This window comes from Halomonas nitroreducens (genome assembly GCF_003966155.1).
GTDB lineage: Bacteria > Pseudomonadota > Gammaproteobacteria > Pseudomonadales > Halomonadaceae > Halomonas > Halomonas nitroreducens.
The window spans coordinates 1-16,875 of sequence record NZ_RXNS01000008.1 but is presented as its reverse complement, the minus strand read 5'-3'; the positions used below and the strand labels follow the sequence as shown (position 1 = coordinate 16,875).

The 16,875-nt window shown below is 67.1% G+C and carries 14 protein-coding genes and 5 tRNA genes; 11 read left to right on the top strand and 8 right to left on the bottom strand.

The genetic code is table 11. The annotated features are described in order from the left end of the window. Positions 1-7 precede the first annotated feature (7 nt). The 8 genes from EKG36_RS09480 to EKG36_RS09445 form a co-directional block, all read right to left on the bottom strand. Complete coding sequence (locus EKG36_RS09480) at positions 8-1,930, bottom strand: PrkA family serine protein kinase (protein ID WP_126483441.1); 1,923 nt, start codon at positions 1,928-1,930, stop codon at positions 8-10. A gap of 203 nt (positions 1,931-2,133) precedes the next feature. Beyond that, a complete protein-coding gene (locus EKG36_RS09475) occupies positions 2,134-4,146 on the bottom strand; it encodes an NADPH-dependent 2,4-dienoyl-CoA reductase (protein WP_126483439.1) in 2,013 nt (670 codons plus the stop codon). A 164-nt stretch (positions 4,147-4,310) separates the two neighbouring features. Further along, a tRNA-Asp gene (locus EKG36_RS09470) sits at positions 4,311-4,387 on the bottom strand. A gap of 3 nt (positions 4,388-4,390) precedes the next feature. Continuing rightward, positions 4,391-4,467, bottom strand: a tRNA-Val gene (locus EKG36_RS09465). Positions 4,468-4,500: 33 nt separating this feature from the next. Next, positions 4,501-4,577: transfer RNA gene (locus EKG36_RS09460), tRNA-Asp, on the bottom strand. 25 nt (positions 4,578-4,602) lie between these two features. Then, positions 4,603-4,679: transfer RNA gene (locus EKG36_RS09455), tRNA-Asp, on the bottom strand. A gap of 39 nt (positions 4,680-4,718) precedes the next feature. Then, positions 4,719-4,794, bottom strand: a tRNA-Val gene (locus EKG36_RS09450). A 124-nt stretch (positions 4,795-4,918) separates the two neighbouring features. Then, on the bottom strand, positions 4,919-5,641 hold the full coding sequence (locus tag EKG36_RS09445) for an alpha/beta family hydrolase (RefSeq protein WP_126483437.1): 723 nt from the start codon (positions 5,639-5,641) through the stop codon (positions 4,919-4,921). 164 nt (positions 5,642-5,805) lie between these two features. Here EKG36_RS09445 and ccoN point away from each other — a divergent pair, with 164 nt between their 5' ends. The 11 genes from ccoN to fnr all read left to right on the top strand — a co-directional run bounded on the left by ccoN (position 5,806) and on the right by fnr (position 16,740). Further along, positions 5,806-7,230, top strand: coding sequence for a cytochrome-c oxidase, cbb3-type subunit I (gene ccoN, locus EKG36_RS09440; RefSeq protein WP_126483435.1), 1,425 nt, complete (start codon positions 5,806-5,808; stop codon positions 7,228-7,230). Positions 7,231-7,252: 22 nt separating this feature from the next. Beyond that, positions 7,253-7,861, top strand: a complete 609-nt coding sequence (gene ccoO / locus EKG36_RS09435) for a cytochrome-c oxidase, cbb3-type subunit II (RefSeq protein ID WP_126483433.1) — start codon at positions 7,253-7,255, stop codon at positions 7,859-7,861. A 2-nt stretch (positions 7,862-7,863) separates the two neighbouring features. After that, positions 7,864-8,076 (top strand): cbb3-type cytochrome oxidase subunit 3, encoded by a 213-nt coding sequence (locus tag EKG36_RS09430; RefSeq protein WP_126483431.1) that lies wholly within the window; start codon positions 7,864-7,866, stop codon positions 8,074-8,076. Then, a complete protein-coding gene (gene ccoP, locus EKG36_RS09425; RefSeq protein WP_126483429.1) occupies positions 8,073-9,002 on the top strand; it encodes a cytochrome-c oxidase, cbb3-type subunit III in 930 nt (309 codons plus the stop codon). The genes EKG36_RS09430 and ccoP overlap by 4 nt, the downstream gene beginning before the upstream one ends. 133 nt (positions 9,003-9,135) lie before the next feature. Further along, positions 9,136-10,569, top strand: a complete 1,434-nt coding sequence (gene ccoG / locus EKG36_RS09420; RefSeq protein WP_126483427.1) for a cytochrome c oxidase accessory protein CcoG — start codon at positions 9,136-9,138, stop codon at positions 10,567-10,569. Next, the gene (locus EKG36_RS09415; RefSeq protein WP_126483425.1) at positions 10,569-11,078 is read left to right on the top strand and encodes a FixH family protein; all 510 of its coding nucleotides are present in this window, start codon (positions 10,569-10,571) and stop codon (positions 11,076-11,078) included. Before ccoG ends, EKG36_RS09415 begins: the two co-directional genes overlap by 1 nt. 9 nt (positions 11,079-11,087) lie before the next feature. Continuing rightward, the gene (locus EKG36_RS09410) at positions 11,088-13,559 is read left to right on the top strand and encodes a heavy metal translocating P-type ATPase (protein ID WP_126483423.1); all 2,472 of its coding nucleotides are present in this window, start codon (positions 11,088-11,090) and stop codon (positions 13,557-13,559) included. Next, positions 13,556-13,765 carry a cbb3-type cytochrome oxidase assembly protein CcoS gene (gene ccoS / locus EKG36_RS09405; RefSeq protein ID WP_126483421.1) on the top strand — a complete coding sequence of 70 codons (210 nt, stop codon included), beginning with the start codon at positions 13,556-13,558 and terminating at the stop codon, positions 13,763-13,765. Before EKG36_RS09410 ends, ccoS begins: the two co-directional genes overlap by 4 nt. After that, positions 13,765-14,463, top strand: a complete 699-nt coding sequence (locus tag EKG36_RS09400) for a sulfite exporter TauE/SafE family protein (RefSeq protein ID WP_126483419.1) — start codon at positions 13,765-13,767, stop codon at positions 14,461-14,463. Before ccoS ends, EKG36_RS09400 begins: the two co-directional genes overlap by 1 nt. A gap of 94 nt (positions 14,464-14,557) precedes the next feature. Further along, positions 14,558-15,904: a radical SAM protein gene (locus EKG36_RS09395; protein WP_126483417.1), complete on the top strand. Its 1,347-nt coding sequence runs from the start codon at positions 14,558-14,560 to the stop codon at positions 15,902-15,904. Positions 15,905-15,996: 92 nt separating this feature from the next. Beyond that, on the top strand, positions 15,997-16,740 hold the full coding sequence (gene fnr / locus EKG36_RS09390; protein WP_126483415.1) for a fumarate/nitrate reduction transcriptional regulator Fnr: 744 nt from the start codon (positions 15,997-15,999) through the stop codon (positions 16,738-16,740). Positions 16,741-16,875: the final 135 nt, after the last annotated feature.

The following is a 16,875-nucleotide window of genomic DNA, read 5'->3' as shown; positions in this document are numbered from 1 at the left end:
CGACGGGCTACTGCGACTTGCGCACCCTCAGGTACCACTCGGAGAGCAGCCGCACCTGCTTCTCGGTGTAGCCGCGGTCGACCATGCGGGCCACGAAGTCCTCGTGCTTCTTCTGGTCGGCCGTCGAGGCCTTGGCGTTGAAGGAGATGACCGGCAGCAGCTCCTCGGTGTTGGCGAACATCTTGTGCTCGATCACGCCGCGCAGCTTCTCGTAGGACTGCCAGCTCGGGTTCATGCCGTTGTTCTGGGCCCGGGCCCGCAGCACGAAGTTGACCACCTCGTGACGAAAGTCCTTGGGATTGGAGATGCCGGCCGGTTTCTCGATCTTCTCCAGCTCCTCGTTGAGAGACTGGCGGTTGAACAGCTCGCCGGTCTCCGGGTCCCGGTACTCCTGATCCTGGATCCAGAAGTCGGCATAGGTCACGTAGCGGTCGAAGATGTTCTGGCCATACTCGGAATAGGATTCCAGGTAGGCCGTCTGGATCTCCTTGCCGATGAAGTCCACGTAACGCGGCGCCAGGAACTCCTTGATGAAGCGCAGGTAGCGCTCGAAGGCCTCCTTGGGCAACTGCTCCTGCTCGAGGCGCTGCTCGAGGACGTAGAGCAAGTGCACGGGGTTGGCGGCCACCTCGACATTGTCGAAGTTGAACACCTTGGCGAGGATCTTGAAGGCGAAACGGGTGGAGAGCCCGTCCATGCCCTCGTCGACCCCGGCGGCGTCGCGGTACTCCTGGATCGACTTGGCCTTGGGATCGGTGTCCTTGAGGTTCTCGCCGTCATAGACCCGCATCTTGGAGTAGATGCTCGAGTTCTCCGGCTCCTTGAGGCGCGAGAGCACCGAGAACTGGGCCAGCATGCGCAGGGTGTCCGGCGCACAGGGCGCCTCGGCCAGCGTAGAGTGCTCGAGAAGCTTCTTGTAGATGTTGATTTCCTCGGTGACCCTCAGGCAATACGGCACCTTGACGATGTAGACCCGATCGAGGAAGGCCTCGTTGTTGCGGTTGTTGCGGAAGGTCTGCCACTCGCTCTCGTTGGAGTGCGCCAGGACGATGCCGTCGAAGGGGATGGCCCCCATGCCCTCGGTGGGGTTGTAGTTGCCCTCCTGGGTCGCGGTGAGCAGCGGGTGCAGCACCTTGATCGGCGCCTTGAACATCTCGACGAACTCCATCAGCCCCTGGTTGGCCTTGCACAGGCCACCGGAGAAGCTGTAGGCATCGGGGTCGTCCTGGGAGTAAAGCTCCAGCTGGCGAATGTCCACCTTGCCGACCAACGAGGAGATATCCTGGTTGTTCTCGTCACCGGGCTCGGTCTTGGAGACCGCGATCTGGTTAAGCCGCGAGGGGTAGAGACGCACCACCCGAAACTTGGTGATATCCCCGCCGTACTCCTTGAGCCGCTTGGCGGCCCAAGGCGACATCACGCTCTTCAGGCAGCGCTGGGGAATGCCATATTCCTTCTCGAGCAATTCGCCGTCATGCTCCGGCGAGAACAGCCCCAGCGGGGACTCCTGCACCGGAGAGTCCTTGATGGCATAGAAAGGAATGTGCTCCATCAGCAGCTTGAGCCGCTCGGCCAGGGACGACTTGCCGCCCCCCACAGGACCGAGCAGGTAGAGGATCTGCTTCTTCTCCTCGAGTCCCTGGGCAGCATGACGGAAGTAGGCAACGATCTGCTCGATCGCCTCCTCCATGCCATAGAACTCGGAGAACGCCGGATAGCGCCGAATCACCTTGTTGGAGAAGATCCGTGACAGGCGCGGATCCTTGGCCGTGTCGATGACCTCCGGCTCGCCGATGGCCTCCAGCATGCGCTCTGAAGAGCTGGCATAGGCCGAGGGGTCCTCACGGCAGAGTTCCAGATACTCCTGCAGGCTCATTTCCTCCTGCTGGATACGTTCATAGCGGTTCTGCACATGATCGAAGATGCTCATCGATGCCTCCTTAAAGCCCGGAGCTCCGGCCTGACGGACCAACCTGCCAGCCGGCGTCGGTAGCTTCAGCGTAGTCAGCTCGATCGGACGAAGGGGTCCTGGGACTTCAACGCATCGTGCTACTACTTCCTATGAACCCCGAAGGCGGGAAGCGTTTCGTTGAAACCTGTACAGATTTTCACGCCTCGACGTAACGGCCACTCCTAGAGAGAGGCCCCCAGCCGGGTGCCCTGATCGATCGCCCGCTTGGCATCGAGCTCCGCGGGCTCCAGAGCGCCGCCGATGAGGTGCACCGACACGCCGGCCTCGCGCAGCGGTTCCAGCCAGTCGCGGACCGATTCCTGGCCGGCACAGACCACCACCGTGTCGACCTTGAGCAGGCGCGGCACGCCGTCGAGGCGGATATGCAGCCCCGCGTCGTCGATCCCCACGTACTCGCAGCCCGCCAGGGCCTCCACGCCGCGATGACGCAGCGAGGCGCGATGCACCCAGCCCGTGGAAGTGCCGAGCCCCTTGCCGGGCTTGGAGGTCTTGCGCTGCAGCAGGGTGACCCGGCGCGGCACCGGAGGACGCTGCGGCTCGCGCAGCCCGCCCGGTGAGCTCACGGAGAGGTCCACGCCCCATTCATCACACCAGACCTCGGTGTCGAGGGCCGGGTGGCCCGCATGGGTCAACAGCTCCGCCACGTCGAAGCCGATGCCGCCGGCGCCGATGATGGCCACGCGGGCGCCGATCCGCTCGGGATGCATGATGGCCATCGGATAGGAGAGCACCTTGGGATGGTCGATGCCCGGCAGGTCGAGAGACCGTGGCCGCACCCCGGTGGCCAGGATCACCTCGTCGAAGGCCTGGAGGTCGTGGAGGCTGGGCTCCACGCCGACGCGCACGGTGACGGCGTGCTTGTCGAGCATCACCTGGTAGTAGCGCAGGGTCTCGTCAAATTCCTCCTTGCCGGGAATGCGCCGGGCGTAGTTGAACTGTCCGCCGAGCATCGACTGACGCTCGAACAGGGTGACGGCGTGCCCGCGACCGGCGGCCGTGACCGCGGCGGCGAGTCCCGCCGGCCCGCCCCCGACCACGGCAACGGCCCGCGGCTCGGCGGCCGGCGCGATGGTCAGCTCGGTCTCGTGACAGGCCCGCGGATTGACCAGGCAGGAGGTCAGCTTGCCCTGGAAGGTGTGATCCAGGCAGGCCTGGTTGCAGGCGATGCAGGTGTTGATCTCGGCCTCGCGGCCTTCCCGAGCCTTGGCGACCCAGGCCGGGTCGGCCAGGAAGGGGCGCGCCATGGACACCATGTCGGCATGCCCCTCGGCAAGCACCCGCTCTGCCACCTCTGGCATGTTGATGCGGTTGGTGGTGATCAGCGGCACCCTTAGCTCGGCCTTCATGCGCCGGGTCACCTCACTGAAGGCCGCCCGTGGCACGCTGGTGACGATGGTCGGGACCCGAGCCTCGTGCCAGCCGATACCGGTGTTGATGACATCCGCACCAGCGGCCTCGATGGCGCGCCCCAGGGCCACCACCTCATCAAAGGTGCTGCCCTCCTCCACCAGATCGATCATCGACAGGCGAAAGATGATCAGGAAGTCCGGGCCCAGCGCCTCGCGCATGCGCCGCACGATCTCCACCGGGAAGCGGATGCGGTTGTCGAAGGCGCCGCCCCAGGCGTCCTGGCGATGATTGGTCCGCCGACAGACGAACTGGTTGATCAGGTAGCCCTCGGACCCCATCACCTCGACACCGTCGTAGCCGGCCTCCCGCGCCAGGGAAGCGCAGCGCACGTAGTCGTCGATCTGCCCCGCGACCTCCGTGGCGCTGAGCTCGCGGGGCTCGCGGGGGTTGATCGGCGCGCGGATCGGCGAGGGGGCGACCAGGGCCGGAGAATAGGCATAGCGGCCGGCGTGCAGGATCTGCAGGCAGATCCGGCCGCCCTCGTCATGCACGGCGCCGGTGACCCGGCGGTGGTCGCCCACCTGACCGGCATGCTCCAGGGTCGCCGCCCCCTGGAAGACTGCCCCTTCCGCATTGGGGGCGATCCCCCCCGTGACGATCAGCCCGACCCCCTGCCGGGCACGCTCGGCGTAGAAGGCGGCCAGGCGCGCGAACCCCTCCGGAGCCTCCTCCAGGTTGGTGTGCATCGAGCCCATCAACACGCGATTGGGCAGGGTCAGGTGCCCCAGCTCGAGGGGGCGAAGCAGGTTAGGAAAGGCGTTCACGATCTGAGTCCTCGCTGTCGGGCGACCAAGTTTCAAACAACTGTATGATAGCTAGCCGACATGCGCAAAGGGCAAGCACCCGCTCGTCGAGGATAGCCGATTCGGGGCCCAACGCGAAAAAGCCCCGAGTCCTAGGACTCGAGGCTTTCGAATTCGTTTGCAGATGGCGGACCGGACGGGACTCGAACCCGCGACCTCCGGCGTGACAGGCCGGCATTCTAACCAACTGAACTACCGGTCCGCGTGGTGGGCGATACTGGACTCGAACCAGTGACCCCCAGCATGTGAGGCTGGTGCTCTAACCAACTGAGCTAATCGCCCACGCGTTACTGCAATAGATTGTGTGCGTCATCGTGGCGGACCGGACGGGACTCGAACCCGCGACCTCCGGCGTGACAGGCCGGCATTCTAACCAACTGAACTACCGGTCCGCAAGATGATGCGGTGCAAAAACGTTGGCGGACCGGACGGGACTCGAACCCGCGACCTCCGGCGTGACAGGCCGGCATTCTAACCAACTGAACTACCGGTCCGCAGCGTCTCTGCGACATGATCGGGCATTGCCTGGGCAATGGTGGGTGGTACAGGGATCGAACCTGTGACCCCCAGCTTGTAAGGCTGGTGCTCTCCCAGCTGAGCTAACCACCCCCGGTCACGTGGCGCTGCATTCTACAGGGACCGCGGTCATTGTCAACGCGTTTTTTTACCTGATCCCACTTTGTCCGCGCCGGGGAATCCACAAGGATTCATCCACTTGGGCCGACACCGAGGGTCACTGATGGCGGGTCATGAAGGCGGCAATGCATTGTGCGCCCTCGCGCAACAAGTCGGCCTGATCGCGTCCCGAGCTCCGGCGGGGTTTCCAGTCGTGATCGCCGTCCTCCAGCCAGTGCACCTCGGCACAGGGCGGCAAGGTATAGCCGTCCACCTCCGCGCGGGTGCCGAAGGGGTCGCGACTGCCCTGCACCACCAGTGTCGGACAGGCCAGCGAAGGCCAGTGGTCGAGGCGCAGGGATTCGGGCTTTCGCGGGGGATGGAAGGGATAGCCGCAGAGCACGAGTCCCGCGACGCTCTCGCGGGCCGCCAGCAGGCTGGCCACGCGGCCACCCATCGACTTGCCTCCGAGCCACAGCGGTGTGGACAGCCGGTGTGACACACTGTCGCACCAGCGGGCCAGCTCGTCGACCAGCCGATCGACGCGGGGAGGGGGACGGCGCCGCCCTTCCTCGCGCATGCGACGCAGGTAGTCGAACTCGATCGCCAGCGTCTGTACGCCGGCATCGGCCAGCTCCCGACGCAGGGTCACGAGGAAGGCACTGTCCTGTCCGGCCCCGGCGCCATGGGTCAACAGCAGGCGCCCCGTGCGTCCATCGCCCTGGACTTGCACGGCCCCCAGGTCGTCGATGTCCCAGCCTCCCTCAGCACCTTCACACAGGTATTGCCCCAGCCTTTCCCCATCGACAAGGGGCAAAGATTGATAAGAGTAGTCGGACATTCAAGGGCTCCTTTCGTTCACGATTCCATCCATTCGCTAGTTCAGCTTGAGGCAGGCCTGCGCTAGAATCCGAGGTGGTTATTGACCTACATCATCCTGCGGGCGGTCGACTCGGGGCAGAATGCCGCGGGCTACCCCCAAACCGCGTTCGATGGGAACCTGACATGAACACAGCACTTGAACACCCGACCTACAATTACAAGGTAGTTCGGCAGTTCGCGATCATGACTGTGGTGTGGGGCATCGTGGGCATGTCCCTCGGTGTCATCATTGCCGCACAGCTGGTATGGCCGGAACTGAACCTGGGACTGCCATGGACGAGCTTCGGCCGCCTGCGCCCCCTCCACACCAACGCCGTGATCTTCGCCTTCGGCGGGTCCGCGCTGTTCGCCACGTCCTACTACGTGGTGCAGCGTACCTGCCAGACTCGCCTCTTCTCGGACAAGCTCGCCGCCTTCACCTTCTGGGGCTGGCAGGCCGTGATCCTCTCGGCGGTGGTGACCCTGCCCATGGGCTACACCACCACCAAGGAATATGCCGAGCTCGAGTGGCCGATCAACATCCTGATCGCCGTCGTGTGGATCAGCTATGCCATTGTCTTCCTGGGCACCATCAAGCTGCGCAAGACCTCCCACATCTACGTGGCCAACTGGTTCTTCGCCGCCTTCATCCTCACCGTGGCGGTGCTGCACATCGTCAACAACGCCGCCATTCCCGTCTCCGCCATGTACTCCATCTCGATCTACTCCGGGGCGATCGATGCGATGACCCAGTGGTGGTACGGCCACAACGCGGTGGGCTTCTTCCTGACCGCCGGCTTCCTCGGGATGATGTACTATTTCGTGCCCAAGCAGGCCGAGCGCCCGGTCTATTCCTATCGCCTGTCCATCGTCCACTTCTGGGCGCTGATCATGGTCTACATGTGGGCCGGCCCGCACCACCTGCACTACACCGCCCTGCCCAACTGGGCCCAGTCGCTGGGCATGATCATGTCGATCATCCTGCTGGCTCCGAGCTGGGGCGGCATGATCAACGGCATGATGACCCTCTCCGGCGCCTGGCATAAGCTGCGCACCGACCCGACCCTGCGCTTCCTGGTGGTGGCCCTGTCCTTCTACGGCATGTCGACCTTCGAGGGCCCGATGATGGCGGTCAAGACGGTCAATGCCCTCTCCCACTACACCGACTGGACCATCGGCCACGTCCACGCCGGGGCCCTGGGCTGGGTGGCAATGATCACCATCGGCTCCATGTACCACCTGATCCCGCGCCTGTTCGGCCGCACCGAGATGTACTCGGTCAGCCTGATCGCCGTGCACTTCTGGCTGGCCACCATCGGCACCGTGCTCTACATCGCCGCCATGTGGGTCAACGGCATCCTGCAGGGCCTGATGTGGCGCGCCGTCAACCCCGACGGCACCCTGATGTACACCTTCGTCGAGTCCGTGGAAGCCAGCGGTCCGGGCTATATCGTGCGGATGATCGGGGGCCTGTGCTGGGTGACCGGCATGCTGATCATGGCCTTCAACGTCTTCATGACCGTGCGTCGTCAAGAAGGCCTCCGCCAGCCGCTTCCGCAGTCCGCCTGAGCCAACAGGGAACGAAACACCAATGAGACACGAGATTGTCGAAAAGAACGTCGGCCTGCTCTCCGTACTGGTGCTGGTGGTGATCAGCTTCGGCGGCCTCGCCGAGGTCGTGCCGCTGTTCTTCCAGAAGCAGACGACCGAACCCGTCGAGGGACTGAAGCCACTGTCCGCCCTGGAGCTGGCTGGCCGCGGCATCTACCGCCGGGAAGGCTGCGTCGGCTGCCACTCGCAGATGATCCGTCCCTTCCGCGCCGAGACCGAGCGCTACGGCCACTACAGCGTGGCCGGCGAGTCGGTCTACGAGCACAACTTCCTGTGGGGCTCCAAGCGTACCGGGCCGGACCTGGCCCGGGTGGGCGGTCGCTACAGTGACGACTGGCACCGTGCGCACCTCTACAACCCGCGTGACGTGGTGCCGGAATCGGTGATGCCGGCCTATCCGTGGCTGTTCGAGAACACCCTCGACGGCGAGCATATCGCCGACAAGATGCGCACCATGCGCACCCTGGGCGTGCCCTACACCGACGAGCAGATCGCCGGTGCCGGGGAAGAGGTGCGCGGCGAGCGTGAGATCACCGCCCTGGTGGCCTACCTGCAACAACTCGGCACCGTGCTCAAGGACACGCGCTGACCATGGATATCGGGACCGTCCGCGGCATCATCACCGGCCTGCTGATCATCGCCTTCGTGGGGCTCACCCTGTGGGCCTACTCGAAGCGCCGCAAGGCGGATTTCGACGAAGCGGCCAACCTGCCCTTCGCCGATGAGGATGAGCAGCCGAACCGTGACACGCACGCCTCCCGAGAGGCCGATTCCCGACACGACAAGGGAGACAGGAACACATGAACAATCTTTGGGGTGACTCCCTTTCCGGCTTCTGGAGTGCCTGGATCATCGTCATCACGCTGGGCACCATCGCCATCAGCGCCTGGCTGCTCTTCGCCAACCGCAAGACCGACAAGACCCCGGATGCCGAAGGCAACGTGGAGACCACCGGTCATGCGGCCGACGATATCGAGGAATACGACAACCCGCTGCCGCGCTGGTGGTTCCAGCTCTACGTGGGCACCGTGATCTTCGCGCTGGGCTACCTGGTGCTCTACCCGGGCCTCGGCAACTTCGCCGGCGTGCTCGGCTGGACCCAGGAAGGCCAGTGGGAGCAGGAGGTGGCCCAGGCCGAGGAGCGCTACGCGCCGATCTTCGAGCAGTACCAGCAGGTCCCCATCCCGGAGCTGGCCCAGGACGCCGAGGCGATGCAGGTGGCCGAGCGCATCTTCCTCAACAACTGCGCGATCTGTCACGGCTCCAACGCCCAGGGCGGCTACGGCTTCCCCAACCTGACCGACGACGCCTGGCTGTATGGCGGCGCGCCGGAGAACATCGTCCAGACCCTCACCAATGGGCGTAACGGCCTGATGCCCTCCTGGCAGCAGCTCGGCGAGCAGAACATCGAGAACCTGACCCAGCACGTGCTGTCGCTGTCCGGCCAGGCCGAGGATGCCGAGCGGGCCGAACAGGGCGCGGCGGTCTTCGCCTCCGTCTGTGCCGCCTGCCACTCTCCCGATGGCACCGGCAACCAGGCCCTGGGCGCGCCCAACCTGACCGACAACGCCTGGCTCTATCGCCAGCCCGGCCAGCCGCTGGACGAGGCCATCCGCCAGACCCTGCGCAACGGCCGCAATGGTCACATGCCGGCCCAGGCCGCCTACATCGGCGAGGACAAGGTCCACCTCGTGGCCGCCTATGTCTATAGCCTGAGCCAGCAGGACTAAGCCCGCCCCCGCGGGTGCCGAGCAAAGGGTGTGGCCAGGGGTCGCACCCTTTCTCGTTGAACGGCCTTGTCGCTACAATCGAGGCCAGACCGGGGTCCCGGACCCTGCCCTCCTTGCCTGCCGTGAGCCTATCATGAGCGAGAAGATCCCCACCCGTGATGTCACCCCAGAGCCCGTGCAGCATCACGAGCCCCAGGGCACCGTCACCCAGGAGATGTACGCCAGCCGGCGTCATATCTACGTGCGCGAGATCAAGGGCGTGTTCCAGCGGCTGCGCCGCAGCGCCAACTGGGCCCTGATGCTGGCCTTCTTCCTGACTCCCTGGCTGCAATGGGGCGATCGCCCGGCGGTGTGGTTCGACCTGCCCGGGCGGGAGTTCCATATCTTCGGGGCGACCTTTTATCCGCAGGAGTTCATGCTGCTGTCCTGGCTGCTGATCATCTGCGCCTTTGGCCTGTTCTTCATCACCGTCTTCGCCGGCCGGGTGTGGTGCGGCTATACCTGCCCACAGAGCGTCTGGACCTTCCTGTTCATCTGGGTCGAACATCGCGTCGAAGGCCCCCGCAACCGCCGCATCAAGCTCGACAAGCAGGCGATGAACGCCGACAAGGCCCGACGCAAGGTCGCCAAGCACGCCATCTGGCTGGTCATTGCCGCCGCCACCGGGGTGACCTTCGTCGGCTACTTCACGCCGATCCGCGAGCTGGTAGTGGCACTTCCCACCCTGGAGGCCCATGGCTGGTCCTACTTCTGGGTCGGCTTCTTCACGGTCTTCACCTACTTGAACGCCGGCTGGCTGCGCGAGCAAGTGTGCATCTACATGTGCCCCTATGCCCGCTTCCAGTCGGTGATGTTCGACCGCGATACCCTGATCGTCTCCTACGACGCCGATCGGGGCGAACCCCGCGGCCCGCGCAAGAAACGCCTCAGCCACGAGCAGGCCCGGGCCGCCGGGCACGGCGACTGCATCGACTGCGACCTCTGCGTGCAGGTCTGTCCCACCGGCATCGACATCCGCGAGGGTCTGCAGTACGAGTGCATCACCTGCGCGGCCTGCATCGACGCCTGCGACAGCGTCATGGACAAGATGGGGTATCCGCGGGGACTGATCCGCTACACGACGGAGAATGCCCTGGAGGGCAAGCCGACGCATATCCTGCGCCCGCGCCTGCTGGGCTACCTGGCCGCGCTGCTGGTGATGATCGGGCTGTTCGCCTGGGCCGTGGCCGACCGCACGGCGGTGGGCTTCGACGTGGAGCGCGACCGCAATCAGCTGTTCCAGGTGACCCGGGACGGCGAGATCAGCAACGTCTACACCCTGATCGTGCGCAATCTCGACCAGCAGGACCATGTCTATCGCCTGGAGGCTTCCGGCCTGCCCGGCCTGCGCCTGGACACCGACCGGGTCAGCGTGCCCGCCGGCGAGTCTCGCCAGCTGGTGATCGAGGCCACGGTGCCGCGCGAGGCCATCGACCGGCCGAGCCACGATATCCTGCTGCGCCTCGAGGCCACCGACGCCGACATCAGCCTCGAACGCGACAGCCGCTTCATAGGAGAGAGCCGCTGATGACTGCAGAACACGACATCCCCCCCTGGTACAAGCAGTTCTGGCCGTGGTTCCTGATCGGCCTGCTGGGGTCGTCGGTGACCTTCAGCATGGTCTACCTGGCGCTGTCGATTCATTACTTCGACGGCACCGTGGCTCAGGACTATTACAAGGAGGGGCTGGCGATCAACGAGCAGATCGCCAAGCAGGAGCATGCCCAGCAGCTCGGCCTGGCGGCAACGCTGCGGGCCGACCCCCGCACCGGCGACATCGTCGTCGATCTGGCGGGCGAGCGACGCCCCGAGCAACTGACGCTCAAGCTGATCTTCCCCACTGAAAGCCAGCGCGACCGCACCCTCACCCTCGAGCATGTCCATGATGGCCGCTACGTGACCATGGTCGACGAGCCCCTGCGCTACCGCTGGTACCTGCACCTGCAGCCCACCCCGGACGAGGCGGCCGAGTGGCGACTGACCGGCGAGGCGCGCTTCCCCAGCGAGGACGAGATCGCCCTGGTCCCGGGGATCTGACGCGCCACCATGACCGCAACGACGCTGTTGTCCCCGGCCGAGCCCAGCGACTGCTATCACTGCGGCAGCCGGGTACCCGCCGACGCCCCCTGGTCGATCACCCTGGACGACACCGTCCATCCGCTGTGCTGTCCCGGCTGCGAGGCCGTAGCCCATGCCATCGTCGACGGCGGCCTGGCCAGCTACTATCGCTTTCGCACCGAGTTGCCGGAACGCCCGGACGACCGCCAGGCGGCCCGGGCCGAGACCTGGGCGGTCTTCGATGACCCGGGCCTGCAGGCCCGCTTCGTACACCCCGAGGCCGAAGGCAATGGCGTCCACGCCACCCTGGCGGTGGACGGCATCACCTGTGCGGCCTGCGCCTGGCTGATCGAGCACCGCCTGAATGCCCTCCCGGGGGTCTCGGCCAGCGCCGTCAACCTGTCCCACCACCGGGTAAGGGTCAGCTGGGACCCGGCGCGCCTCGCCTTCTCACGGATCCTCGCCGAGATGGCGGCGATCGGCTATCAGGCCCAGCCCTACGAGCCCGATGCCGCCCAGGGCCGCCTGCAGCGCGAGGAGCGCATGAACGTGCGCCGGCTGATCGTCGCCGCGGTGGGGATGATGCAGGTGATGATGTTCTCCATCCCCCTCTACGTGGCGGGCCAGGACGGGATCAGCGCCGACTTCGATGCCCTTTTCCACTGGCTGGCCTTCGCCCTGACCACGCCGGTGGTGCTGTTCTCCGCCCAGCCGTTCTTCGCAGGGGCGATCCGCGACCTGCGCAGCCGTAGCCTGGGCATGGACGTGCCGGTATCGCTGGCCATCGGCTCGGCCTACCTGGCCAGCGCCTGGGCGGTAATCGCCGGCCACGGCGAGGTCTACTTCGACTCGGTGGCCATGTTCACCTTCTTCCTGCTCTTCGGCCGCTACGTCGAGGGCCGGGCCCGGCGGCGCAGCGGGCGCAGCGGCAATGCCCTGGCCGACGCCCTGCCGGTGTCGGCCATCCGTCTCACCGAGGACGGCGAAGAGCGCATCCTGCCGGCCAGCGAGCTGGCCCGCGATGATCGCATCCTGGTCAAGCCGGGCCACGGCGTGCCCGCCGATGGGGTGATCGAGAGCGGCACTTCCAGCCTCGACGAATCGATGCTCACCGGCGAGTACCTGCCGGTGACCCGCGGGGTCGGCGACAATGTCACCGGCGGCAGCCAGAACACCGAGAGCCCGCTGACGGTCCGCGTGACCCGGGCCGGTCGCGATGCCCGGGTGGCGAGCCTGGTGGACCTCACCGACCGGGCCTTCGCCAGCCGCCCGCGGCTCGCCCGGATGACCGCTCGCCTGGCCCACCACTTCGTGGTGCAGGTGCTGCTGATCGCCGCCGCCGTGGCCGCGATCTGGTGGTTCATCGACCCCACCCGGGCCTTCTGGGTCACCCTGTCGGTGCTGGTGGTGACCTGCCCCTGCGCCCTGGCGCTGGCCACCCCCACGGCGCTGACCGCCGGCCATGGCCAGCTGCACCGCCGCGGCGTGCTGATCACCCGGGCCGATGCTCTCGAGGCGCTCTCCGGACTTGACCGCGTGGTATTCGACAAGACCGGCACCCTGACCTTCGGCGAGATGACCCTGATGGAGATCCGCCCGCTCGCGGACGACGCCCCCGACCGTCTGGCGGCCCTGGCCGCGGCACTGGAGGCCCATTCCGAGCATCCCATCGCCCGGGCCTTCCGCCCCCATCGACGCGGCAGTCTGGTCGCCGAGGACGTCCTCAGTCGGCCCGGCCAGGGCCTCGAGGGGCGGGTCGCCGGCCGCCGCTGGCGCCTCGGCAAGCCCGACTTCGCCGCCCCCGACATGGCCCCGGCGCCGCCCGACAGCGGCCAGTGGCTGCTGCTCGCCGAGGAAGGCCGGCCGCGCGCCTGGTTCGCCCTGCGCGACCGGGTCCGCGAGGACGCCGCCGAGGCCATCGCCGCCCTGCAGGCCCGCGGTCTCGCGGTGGAACTGCTGTCCGGGGATAGCGAGGCGGCCACGAGCGCCATGGCCGAGCACCTGGGCATTGCCACCTGGCGAGCCGCCGCTGGCCCGGAGGCCAAGCTGGCCCACCTCCAGGCCCTGCAGGCGCGGGGCGAGCGGGTCGCCATGGTCGGCGACGGCATCAACGACGTGCCGGTGCTGGCCGGCGCCGATGTTGCCTTCGCCATGAACGGCGCCACCGACCTGGCGCGCACCCGGGCGGATGCCGTCTTGCTGGGACCGCGCTTGATGCGTATCGTCGAGGCCGTCGAGATTGGCCGCGCCACGCGCCGCATCATCCGCCAGAACCTGGGCTGGGCGCTGGTCTACAACCTGGTCGCGCTGCCGTTGGCGGCCATGGGCCTGGTGCCCCCCTGGCTCGCTGCCCTGGGCATGTCGGCAAGCTCCCTGGTCGTGGTGGGCAATGCCCTGCGCCTGGCCCGTCTCACGCCCGCAAGCGGCCCCGCCGCCGCCCCGAGCCCGGTGAACGCATGAGTATCCTCTATCTGTTGATCCCGCTGTCGCTGATCCTGCTCGGCCTGGCCGTCTGGGCCTTCTTCTGGGCGGTCAAGCATGACCAGTTCGACGACCTGGAGGGGCCCGCCCACCGCATCCTCTTCGACGAGGACGACAACGACCTGACGCCGGAGCAGCGGGAGCGACGACGCGGTCCCGGCGACGATAAGCCCCGCCGCGACTGATGGATCCCACCGGTCTCGACCTGCCGCCCCTGGCCGCGGCCTTCGTCTTCGGCCTGCTCGGCGGCGCCCACTGCATCGGCATGTGTGGCGGCATCATGAGCGCCCTGACCTTCGCCGTGCCGCCCAGCATGCGCCATCCCGCGCGTCTCGGTGGCTTGCTGCTGGGCTACAACCTGGGACGCATCGCCAGCTACATGGCCGCCGGCGCCCTGGTGGCCAGCCTCGGCACCCTGATCGGCGTGGCGCCCGGTGCCCGCCTAGCGCTGCAGGTCCTCGCCGCGCTGATGCTGATCCTGATGGCCCTCTACATCGCCGACTGGTGGAAGGGGCTGCTGCGCATCGAGGCCCTCGGCCGGCGCCTATGGCGCCACCTGGAGCCGCTCGGGCGGCGCCTGATGCCGGTGGTGAAGCTGCCCCAGGCGGTGGCCCTGGGCGCGGTCTGGGGCTGGCTGCCCTGCGGGCTGGTCTACTCGATGCTGGCCTGGAGCCTGGCCATCGCCGAGCCACTGCGCGGTGCGGCGCTGATGGGGGCCTTCGGCCTCGGTACCCTGCCGGCCCTGCTGGCCACCGGCCTCGCCGCCCGCCAGCTCGGCAGCCTGATCCGCCACCCCGCCACCCGCACCCTGGCGGCGCTGGCAATCATCGCCTTCGCCCTCGGGCAGCTGTGGGCCCTGCTGCCCGCCGGCGGGCACCACTGAGGGAGTGGTGAAGCCGCCGCCCTTTGATCCAGCTCAACGCGCCCCCGCCCCCCCGCGGCTAGCATAAGGGACATCAGCCTCCCGGAGTGCCCTCATGTCCGCCAGCGCGCCAGCCGATCCTCACGCCCACGCCGCCCCGCTCGTCCCGGGGCCGGCCAGGGGGCTGGGCGATGCCTCGCCGGGCCCTGTCTCTCGCGGCTACCCCGGCACCGAGGCCCTGTCCTCGGCCTTCACGGCGACGGACTACCGCCAGGCACTGGAGGATAGCAATGCCGGGGGACGGCCGCTGTCCCTGGCGCTGCGCCTGCCGTTCTGCCAACATGCCTGCTATCACTGCATGCGCCACCCGGTGCTCACCACCGATCGCCGACGCGCAGACGCCTACCTGTCGCGGCTCGACCGCGAAATGGTGCTGCTCGGACGCCACCTGGGCAGCCGCCGGGAGGTGCGCGGCCTGCACTGGGGCGGCGGGTCGCCGACCTTCCTGACGCTGAACCAGATGGGCGACCTGATCGATCGCCTGGACGCACGCTTCCGCCTGGCCCGGGGACGCGACCGGGACTTCGGCATCGAGATCGATCCCCGGGATGCCGATGTCCTCACCCTTCGCCATCTCGAGGCGCTCGGCTTCAACCGGCTCACCCTGAGCGTGCTCGACCTGGATGCCCGGGTGCTGCAGGCCATCAACCGGCCGCAGTCCCGGGGACTCACCGAACAGCTGCTCGACGAGGCGGATCGACTGGGCTTTCGCTCGCTGGACATGGAGCTGACCATCGGCCTGCCCCTCCAGAGCCGTGAGGGTTTCGCCGCCACGCTCGAGCAGATCCTCGCCATGGCGCCCGCTCGGTTGACGCTCTTCCCGTATCTCCACCGTCCGGAGCGCTTTCCGCCGCAGCGCCATATCCCTGCCGGAGACCTGCCGGGTACCGAGGCGCAGGGCGCCATGCGTCGCGCGGCCCATGACCGCCTGGTCGACGCCGGCTATGTGCACCTCGGCTGGGACCGCTATGCCCGGCAGGGCGGCAGTCTGAAGGATGCCCGAGCACAGTGGCGACGCCAGGCCGAGTGCGACATCCTGGGCCTGGGCGTGGGGGCGCTATCCCGCCTGGAGGGGGCCTGGGCACGCAATGCCTCGGGCCTGGCGGACTTCGAGGCAGCGCTGGATGACGGCGGCCTGCCGACCGCCACCGGGCGGTGGCTGTCGCGGGATGATCGCCTGCGGGCACAGGCCATCGAGGCCTTGATGACCCGGGAGACGCTGGACCTCGAGGCCCTGGGCCAGGCCTTCGCCATCGACGCCGCGGCGGAGCTGGCCACCGCCCTGGATCGCCTGCAGGCCATCGGGCTCGTCACTCGCCGGGGGCAACGCCTCGACCTCGTCGCCCCCGGGACGCGCTGGGCCGGGGAGCTGACCCGGGCCTTCGGCGTCGCCTCCCCCTGAGCGGAGAAACGGGGTACCTCCGAAGGGATGCTATGCCTGACCCGCCTTCATCCGCCATAATGTCGGGCAGAGCCAATATCAAGGAGGACAGCATGCCCGATGTCGCAGCCGGCAGGCGACGCTCCCTCTTGCAAGAGACCCGCTGTCAGACCTGCAGCCTGAGTTCGCTGTGTCTGCCATTGGCCCTCGAGCTCGAGGACATGGATCAGTTCGATGCGATCATTCGCCGCCGCGCTCCCTTGAAGAAGGGCGAGTCGCTGTTTCGCCAGGGCTGTCCCTTCACCAGCGTCTACGCGGTGCGCTCCGGGAGCCTCAAGCAGGTCACTACCGAGGGTAGCGGTGACGACCAGTTGACGAACTTCTACCTGCCCAGCGAGCTGGTGGGCCTCGACGGCATCGACGAGGAGACCTATCCGGGCTCGGTGGTGGCGCTCGAGACCACCACCGTCTGCGAGATTCCCTTCGACCGGCTCGACGCCCTCTCCGAGCAGCTCCCGGAGCTGCGTGCTCAGCTCTACCGCAGCATGAGCAAGGAGATGCGCGACGATCGCCGGATGATGCGCCTGCTGTCACGCAAGACCGCCGACCAGCGCCTGGCGACCTTCTTCACCAGCCTCTCCGACCGCTTCCGCCGGCGGGGCTACTCGCCCTACAGCTTCCGGCTCTCCATGTCCCGGGCGGACATCGGTAACTACCTTGGGCTGGCCGTGGAGACCGTCAGCCGCATCCTCGGCCGCTTCCAGCAGCAGGGTCTGGTGGCCGTCTCCGGTCGCGAGGTCAACATCCTCGACCTGGATGCCCTGATCGAGGTCGCCGAGGAAGAGGGCTGTCGCTAGCACGCTTTCGCATGAGCTGGAAGCTGGAAGCTGGAAGCTGGAAGCTGGAAGCTGGAAGCTGGAAGCTGGAAGCTGGAAGCTGGAAGCTGGAAGCTGGAAGCTGGAAGCTGGAAGCTGGAAGCTGGAAGCTGGAAG